We start from the raw sequence: 7,465 nt of genomic DNA, 5'->3' as shown, positions 1-7,465 counted from the left end.
AGAACCGCCTTCAGGCCATCGAACGGGACACCGACGTGGCCTAACGAGTGGTGCACATAACTTCGTACTCGGTGGTGCACTCACACGAGTACCTGGACAACCGGAGCTGGCGATGTTGGAGTAGTGGGCGAAGACGTCGGGGCCGCCGCCGTCCTGCTCGATGAAACCGAAGCCCTTTTCCGAGTTGAACCACTTGACGGTTCCGGCTGGCCATTGCGCCCTCCAAGGGGACTCGAAGTCGGCTCCCGCACCGTGCGGGAGCCAGAGGTGATCGCCCTGGTCCTCAGAGACTGTGAACAGCGGAATCGCCCGTGCGCATCGCGCACGGGCGACTGGTACTTCGTAACCACGACAGCTGACCCTGACGCTACACGGAGAGGTCCGTCCTCACCGCGAGAACGCTCAGGTCACAAGCGGCCCGAGTCGTTCATTCAGCCGCGCATTATCGGTGGCCACGGGACGTGATTCTCTACGGCCGTTATCCACAGGCCCGAGCTCCTAGGTTGATCCATAACCCCGTCGTGACCACGTCGGCGCGATACCAGGAGACGGACATGCAGCTCAACACGACAGCGCACGAGACTAAAGGGTGTTGCAGAAGGCCGTGATCAGGGCATCTTCCTTGTATGGGTGGGGTGTTGAGGGCTGAGCGGGTGTGGGTCGAGACGTTCACCGGGTTGCGGGTCGATCAGTTCGGCCGGCTGTTGAAAGCGGTCCGGGAACGCGGTGGTGAGGGGTGCGGGTGGGGTCGGCCGTGGCGGCTGCCGCTGGCCGAGCGGGTGCTGCTGGTGGCCGTGTACTACCGTACGAACCTCACCATGCGGCAGCTTGCCCCGCTGTTCGGCGTCTCCCCGGCAACGGTGTGCCGGGTGATCCAGCGGCTCGGTCCGCTGTTGGCGGTGGAGCCGGCCCGCGCGCGTGCCGATGCCGCTGACCGGTTGTGGATCGTGGACGGCACGCTCGTCCCGGTCCGCGACCGCAAGATCGGCGCGTCTTCGCGCAACTACCGGTTCTCGGCAAACGTGCAGGTCATCGTGGACGCTGAGACCCGCTTGGTGGTGGCCGCGGCCCGCCCGGTGCCCGGCACCACGGCGGACGCGAAAGCCTGGCGGGACTCGGGACTGGCCGCCCACTGCGAGGGTGTGACGGTCCTCGGCGACGATGCCTACATCAACACCGGGTTGATCGTCCCGCACCGCAAACGCCCCGGACGGCCGCTGCTGAAAGGCGAGGAAGAGGACAACGCGCAGCATCGCAAGATCCGGGCCCGCGTCGAGCACACCTTCTCCCGCATGAAGAACTACAAGATCCTCCGCGACTGCCGGCAACGCGGCGACGGCCTCCACCACGCCGTCCAGGCCGTTGCCCGCATGCACAACCTCGCCCTCACCGCATGACCGCACAGTCTCGAACACCGTCCCGACCTGCCTGATCACGGCCTTCTGCAACACCCTTTAGTGGCCTTGGTCGACAAGAACAGCAGTCAATGACTCTGCGATGCCCACTCGATGCGGACCCTGCAAGAAGCATCCAGAGGTCAGGCTCATGGGTCACGAACGTGCAACGGTTCGCGGCTGTCGCTGAGACACTCACCCGCGCGCTCCGTAGTGGATCACTCTTGGGTCTCACCTGGGCGTTGCTGAGACAGAAGGGGGACTGAGACATGCGAGCTGTTCATAATCCGGATGGGTTCGCCGGGCAACAGAGAGGGCACCGGCCGGCGGGCGTAGTCCTCGCCCAGGTCGGCCTCGGTCACCGGTGGTGGGGGGCGAGCGTTCCTGCCACGAGTCGCCGGGCGTAGGAGGCGTCGAGTCCGTCAGGGCGGAAGAGGATGCGGTACATCAGGGGGGCCACGACGTGGTCCATGACCGTCTCGGTCCCGGGGGTGTGCTCGCCGCGTTCGGCGGCCCGGGCGAGGATGACGTCGATCTGCGCGGCGGCGTAGTCGGAGCACCGGCCGGCGTTGCCGCCGTCCGGGTCGCCGAGCAGTGCGTCACGGATGTAGGCGCGGCCGGCGGGGGCGGTCATGTCGTCCAGGAACTGTTCGGCCCAGGCGGTCAGGTCGGACGCCAGGGTGCCGTGGTCCTCGGGCTCGGTGTCGGGCCGCAGACGCTCCACCGCGACGTCCGACAGCAGTTCCTGCAGATCCCCCCAGCGGCGGTAGATCGTCGAAGGCGTCACGCCCGCGCGCTGGGCGACCAGCGGAACCGTCAGGGCGTCCCGGCCCAGCTCCGCCGCGAGTTCGCGTACGGCGGCGTGCACGGACGCCTGGATCCGGGCGCTGCGCCCGCCGGGGCGCACCATCTGCCTGCTCATGGAACCCAGCTTAAAGCTCATTCATTGCGTCTAGTACGGGCGGCCCGCCTCCCCTCCGCGTGGGACTTGAGCACGCCCGGCCGGGCCGGGGTGGTCCGGCCGGGCGCGGAGGGCCGGCGGGGCCGGGCGGTTCTCAGACCGCCGGTGCGAGTGTGGGTGCCGGCCGGGTCTGCTGGTAGGCGTGGCCGGCCCGCAGGAGCACGCTCTCCGCGAGCGGTCGCCCGAGCAGTTGCATGCCGATCGGCAGGCCCGCCGCGTCGAGGGCGACCGGTACGGTCAGGGCGGGCACTCCGGTGATGTTGGCGGGGGACGACAGGCGTACGTAGGCGTCGGAGACGTTCTCCACGGTGCCGTCGGCCCAGGTGATCGTCTCCTGGCCGGCTTTGACCGCGGTCGCCGGGACGGCGGGGGCGGCGATCAGGTCGACCTCCCGCAGCATGCGCGCCCACTCCCGCCGCATGAGGGTGCGGGCGCGCTGGGCCCGCAGATAGTCCCCCGCGGGCATCAGTTCGCCGGCCTCGAGGAGTACGCGGACGTCGGCCTGGTACAGCTCGGGGACCGTGCGCAGGGTGCGCTCGTGGTAGGCGGTGGCCTCGGGCACCATCAGGCCCCACTGGGTGGCCTGGATGTAGCGGGTCATGGGGATCTCGACGTCCACCAGGTGTGCGCCGAGGGCCGCGAGCTGGTCGATCGCGCACCGGACGGCGGCCTCCACCTCCACGTCCACGTGCTCGAAGTAGTAGTTGCGGGGCACGCCGACGCGCAGCCCCGTGAGGTCCGTGCCTACGGTCGGCCGGTAGTCCGTGGCGGGAGTGGTCAGGGAGGCGGGGTCGCGGGGGTCGTGTCCGGCGAGGGCGGTGAGGACCAGGGCGGCGTCCTCGACGGTGCGGGTGAGGGGGCCGACGTGGTCCAGTGACCAGGACAGCGAGGTGACGCCGTGGCGGGGGACGAGGCCGTAGGTCGGCTTCAGGCCGACCACTCCGTTGAGCGCGGCGGGCACCCGGATCGACCCGCCGGTGTCGGTGCCCAGGCCGAAGGTGGCGGTGCCCGCGGCGACGGCCACGGCGGATCCTCCGCTGGAGCCGCCGGCGACCCGGCCGGTGTCCCAGGCGTTGCCGGTCTGCGGGGTGGTCAGACCATAGGCGAACTCGTGGGTGTGGGTCTTGCCGATCAGGAGCGCGCCGGCCGCCGACAGCCGGGCGGCGACCGTGCTGTCGGCCCGCGCCCTGTGGCCGTCTCTGACCCGGGAGCTGGCGGAGGTCGGCACGCCGGCGACGTCGATCAGGTCCTTCAGGGCCATCGGAATGCCGTGCAGCGGACCGCGGTGGCGGCCTGCCGCGATCTCGTCCTCGGCTTCGCGCGCGGCCCGGCGGGCGTGTTCGGCGGTGACGGCGACGTACGCCCGGAGGTGCGGCTCCACCCGCTCGACGCGCTGGAGGACGGAGTCCGCCAGCTCGACGGGGGACAACTGCCGAGCCCGGATGGCTTCGGCCGCGGCGCTCAGCGGAAGTTCATACGGCTGCATCGTGCGTCTCCTGTTCCGCGCGGTAGGCGAGGGCGGGCGGGGTGTCCCCGAGGTCCAGCTCCCGCAGGACCGCGACGACGGAGTGGATGTGGTCGGCGGTGGCCGCCACCACGGCATGCCGGTCGGCGGGCAGTGGGAGCCCGGCGCGGGCGGCCCAGCGGGCCGCCTCCGCTGGGGTGAGTTCGGCGGAGGACATGGGCGTTCTCCCTCGGAGCTGGAGTGGGCTGGGGCGGTCCGGAGCGGGTTCAACGGCAGGAGCGGCGGAGCGCCACCAAAAGCTAAATGTTTGCGTTAACCGGACTCTAGGGCCTACTGTCCCTTAACGCAAACAGTTGGCTTTAAGCGGTGCGGTCTACCCCCCGGCCCGGCGCCGGACCACCGCGCGCCCGCACCCCGTTCCCCACCCCTCTCCCCCCGAGGAAAACGACGGATCATGAGCACTCCCCCGCCCACCGGCCCGACCGCCGTCCCCTCCTGGACCGTGGGCGACCTCGTCGTCCACCGCGTCGACGAGGTCCCCCTGCCGCCCGCGACCGGACCGTGGCTGCTGCCCGGTGCCACCCCGGACCTCGTCGCCGGGCAGGACTGGCTGCGCCCGCACTTCGCGGACGACGCGGGGGTCCTGCGCCTCGACAGCCACAGCTTCGCCTTCACCGTCGGCGGGCGGCGCGTCCTGGTGGACACCGGCATCGGCAACGGCAAGGAGCGGGCCAATCCCGCGTGGCACGACCTGGACACCGACTACCTCGAGCGCCTCACCGCCGCGGGATTCCCCCCGGAATCGGTGGACCTGGTGATCCTCACCCACCTGCACGCCGACCACGTCGGCTGGAACACACGGAAGGTGAACGGCGCGTGGGTTCCCACCTTCCCCCACGCCCGCCACCTCACCTCCCGCGCCGAGCGGGAGTTCTGGGCCGGGTACGACATGGAGGAGCCGCGCAGGCAGATGTTCCGCGACTCCGTGATCCCGGTGGAGCGGGCGGGGCTGCTCGACCTCGTCGACGTGCCCGCCGAGGGCGTCCGCGTCGTCCCGGGCCTGCGCCTGATCCCCACGCCCGGGCACACCCCCGGTCATCTCGCCGTCGAACTGACCAGCCGCGGACAGCGGGCCCTGATCACGGGCGACTGCGTCCACCACCCGGTCCAGCTCGCCCATCCCGCCGTCGGCGCCTGCGTCGACATCGACCCCGAACGGTCCGAGGCGACGCGCCGCTCACTGCTCGGCGCGCTCGCCGGCACCGGGACGCTTCTCCTGGGCACCCACTTCGCACCGCCCACCGTCGGCCGTGTCGTCACCCATGAGGACGCCTACCGGCTCGTACCGGTCCCGGCGCAGGTCGCGGCCTGACGCTCGCCCCGCGGCTCTACCGCCCTGCGGCTTCGTGGGACGGCCGGGGCGCGGCACCGTCACAGCGGCTTGATGCGAGCCTTGAGCAGGCAGAACTCATTGCCTTCGGGGTCGGCCAGGACGTGCCAGGACTCCTCGCCGGTCTGGCCGATGTCGGCCCGGCGCGCCCCGAGCCTCAGGAGCCGTTCGAGTTCGGCTTCCTGGTCGCGGTCGGTGGCGTTGACGTCGATGTGCAGCCGGGACTTGCCCGGCTCCGGCTCGTCCCTGCGGCTGAGGAAGAGCGTCGGCTGCGCACCGCCGAACCCTTCACGCGGCCCGATCTCGATACTGCCGTCGTCTTCGCGGCCGAGCACCACGAAGTCCAGGACCTCGCACCAGAACCGGGCCAGCACCTCGGGCTCGCGGCAACCCAGCACCAGCTCACCGATACGACATGCCATCGACCAAACCTACTCTCAGCGCGGGAGCTGACGGACGGCCGCGCGCAGCTCTCGGCCTCCCCACAGCGGGAACACGGTCGAGACCGTATACGGCGAGACGAGCGGGCGCTAAGGATTTTCGGCGCCCTCGCCTGGCGTGAACACCGTGCCCGGCCCATGGCCGTCCGGGGAAACGTGGATGCCCGGAACGGCCCTGATCTGGCACGATCCCCGGGTGTCCGCTTGCCTGTACGAATCACATGTCACCGTCCGCTGCGCCGGCCCCGCCGCATGGGCGCGGCTGCGCCGGTGGGCGGCCGTGGCCGGTCTGAAGCTCACCCACATCGTGCTGGCGCGCGGCCGGATGCGCGAGCAGCCCATGCTCACCCTGTCCGGTTCCGCGTCGTACGCCGAGCAGTCCGCGCGGGTGCGGGGCGTCGTCGCGAGGCTGCGGACGGACGGCTTCGAGCCGGTACGCGTGAAGACCGAGTCCGTGCCCTGGGCTCCGGAGGTACCGGTGCTGCTCGGCGCGGACGACGAGCGCTACTTCGAACACCACGTGAAGCTGCTGCTCGGCGCGGACACCGACCTGGACGCTCTCGCCGCCCGGGTCGTGCCGCACGGCGCCCATCTGTCGTGGAACGCCCGTCGGGTGCGGGCCGGCGCACGGCACGAGCGGTTCGTGACGCAGCGGTGCCGCGGTGTGGGCGCGGACGGCGCGGGACGGGCGCTGGAGCGGTTGCTGACGGACCTGGGCGGGTGCGTCGTGCTGGACGTGGAGCGGGAGTTCGTGCTGTACGACAGCGACCTGTCCGTGGACGACGGTTGGATCCAGGAGCCTGTGGGGGTACGGACATGAGCGGGACGTCGTGGGAACGGTTCGGCCGGTGGCACACCGAGCTGCCCCGGGAGCCGCTGGACGAGGCCACGCGCAAGGCCGCGGACCTGCCGAGGACGTTGCGGTGGGTGCCCGGGGACGACGTGGTCCAGCGTCCCGTCTTCGACCCGTCGCTGAAGCACCACCGGAACGCCTACCGCGCGACCGACCCTCGGTTCGGCGACCCGGCGCGGGACGCACGGTGGCGGGCGGCCCGGCGCCGGGCCCTGCGCCTCGTGCTGGACGCCATCGCCGCGTCGCAGTGGGGGGAGGCGCTGGTACTGCGGGGCAGCGTGCTGATGTCGGTGTGGTTCCCGGAGTCCGCCCGCGAGCCGGGTGACCTCGACTTCGTCGTCGTCCCGCACACCTGGCGGGTCGACGACGGCCGCACGGAGCGGATGCTGCGCGGGATCGCGGCGGCCGCACAGGACGTGGCCGCCGCGCGCGGGCACGGGATCGGGATCTCGGCGCGGGGTGCGGTGGTCGAGGACATCTGGACCTACGACCGGGTACCGGGCCGCCGGATGGTGCTGCCGTGGGGCGCGCCCGGGCTGCCCGGCGGCCACGTCCAGCTGGACTTCGTCTTCAACGAGCGGCTGCCGGAGGAACCCGCGCCGGCCGAACTGCCGGGCGGCACGGTCGTACAGGCGGCCACGCCGGAGCTGTCCCTGGCCTGGAAGCTGATGTGGCTGATCAACGATGTGCACGCCCAAGGCAAGGACCTGTACGACGCCGTGCTGCTGGCCGAACGGCATCCGCTCCGCTACGAGCTGCTGCACGAGGTGTTCCGGCTCTCGGGCGAGTGGCCGTACCCGTACCGCGAGAAGGTCCTGCTGGAGGACGTGACGGAGGCGGTCGGCTTCGTGGAGTGGGAGCACTTCGTCACCGAGTACCCCCGCTTCCGCGACGCCGAACGGGAGTACGCCGACCGGCTCGTACGGGCCGTCACCCCCACGTTCGAGGACACCACCGGCTGA

The 7,465-nt window shown here is 71.2% G+C and carries 8 protein-coding genes and 1 pseudogene; 4 read left to right on the top strand and 5 right to left on the bottom strand.

Annotated elements, in window-relative coordinates:
- Positions 1-99 precede the first annotated feature (99 nt).
- Positions 100-300: pseudogene (locus IH25_RS43250) on the bottom strand (cold-shock protein); the annotation flags it as partial.
- Positions 301-626: 326 nt separating this feature from the next.
- On the opposite strand from IH25_RS43250, the gene IH25_RS0134100 reads away from it, so the two are divergent.
- Positions 627-1,397, top strand: coding sequence for an IS5/IS1182 family transposase (locus IH25_RS0134100; protein ID WP_030619843.1), 771 nt, complete (start codon positions 627-629; stop codon positions 1,395-1,397).
- Positions 1,398-1,752: 355 nt separating this feature from the next.
- On the opposite strand, the gene IH25_RS0134090 is transcribed toward IH25_RS0134100, so the two are convergent.
- From IH25_RS0134090 to IH25_RS0134080, 3 genes are all read right to left on the bottom strand, one after another.
- A complete protein-coding gene (locus IH25_RS0134090) occupies positions 1,753-2,316 on the bottom strand; it encodes a TetR/AcrR family transcriptional regulator (protein ID WP_030619841.1) in 564 nt (187 codons plus the stop codon).
- Positions 2,317-2,449: 133 nt separating this feature from the next.
- Complete coding sequence (locus tag IH25_RS0134085) at positions 2,450-3,841, bottom strand: Asp-tRNA(Asn)/Glu-tRNA(Gln) amidotransferase GatCAB subunit A (RefSeq protein ID WP_030619839.1); 1,392 nt, start codon at positions 3,839-3,841, stop codon at positions 2,450-2,452.
- Complete coding sequence (locus IH25_RS0134080) at positions 3,828-4,037, bottom strand: hypothetical protein (RefSeq protein WP_030619837.1); 210 nt, start codon at positions 4,035-4,037, stop codon at positions 3,828-3,830. The genes IH25_RS0134085 and IH25_RS0134080 overlap by 14 nt, the downstream gene beginning before the upstream one ends.
- A 237-nt stretch (positions 4,038-4,274) precedes the next feature.
- Between IH25_RS0134080 and IH25_RS0134075 the strand changes: the two genes are divergently transcribed.
- Entirely contained in the window at positions 4,275-5,192 is a 918-nt protein-coding gene (locus tag IH25_RS0134075) for an MBL fold metallo-hydrolase (protein ID WP_030619835.1), read from the top strand.
- Positions 5,193-5,251: 59 nt separating this feature from the next.
- Here the strand turns inward: IH25_RS0134075 and IH25_RS0134070 are convergent, their stop codons facing one another.
- Complete coding sequence (locus IH25_RS0134070) at positions 5,252-5,632, bottom strand: VOC family protein (protein ID WP_030619833.1); 381 nt, start codon at positions 5,630-5,632, stop codon at positions 5,252-5,254.
- Between the two features lie 178 nt (positions 5,633-5,810).
- Here IH25_RS0134070 and IH25_RS0134065 point away from each other — a divergent pair, with 178 nt between their 5' ends.
- Both IH25_RS0134065 and IH25_RS0134060 read left to right on the top strand, forming a co-directional pair.
- Positions 5,811-6,470: a hypothetical protein gene (locus IH25_RS0134065; RefSeq protein ID WP_037656189.1), complete on the top strand. Its 660-nt coding sequence runs from the start codon at positions 5,811-5,813 to the stop codon at positions 6,468-6,470.
- Positions 6,467-7,465 (top strand): nucleotidyl transferase AbiEii/AbiGii toxin family protein, encoded by a 999-nt coding sequence (locus IH25_RS0134060; RefSeq protein ID WP_030619830.1) that lies wholly within the window; start codon positions 6,467-6,469, stop codon positions 7,463-7,465. The genes IH25_RS0134065 and IH25_RS0134060 overlap by 4 nt, the downstream gene beginning before the upstream one ends.

The sequence above is a fragment of the Streptomyces achromogenes subsp. achromogenes genome, assembly GCF_000720835.1.
Classification (GTDB): domain Bacteria; phylum Actinomycetota; class Actinomycetes; order Streptomycetales; family Streptomycetaceae; genus Streptomyces; species Streptomyces achromogenes.
The sequence above is the reverse complement of the archived record's forward strand: the minus strand, read 5'-3'. Positions and strand labels throughout refer to the sequence as shown.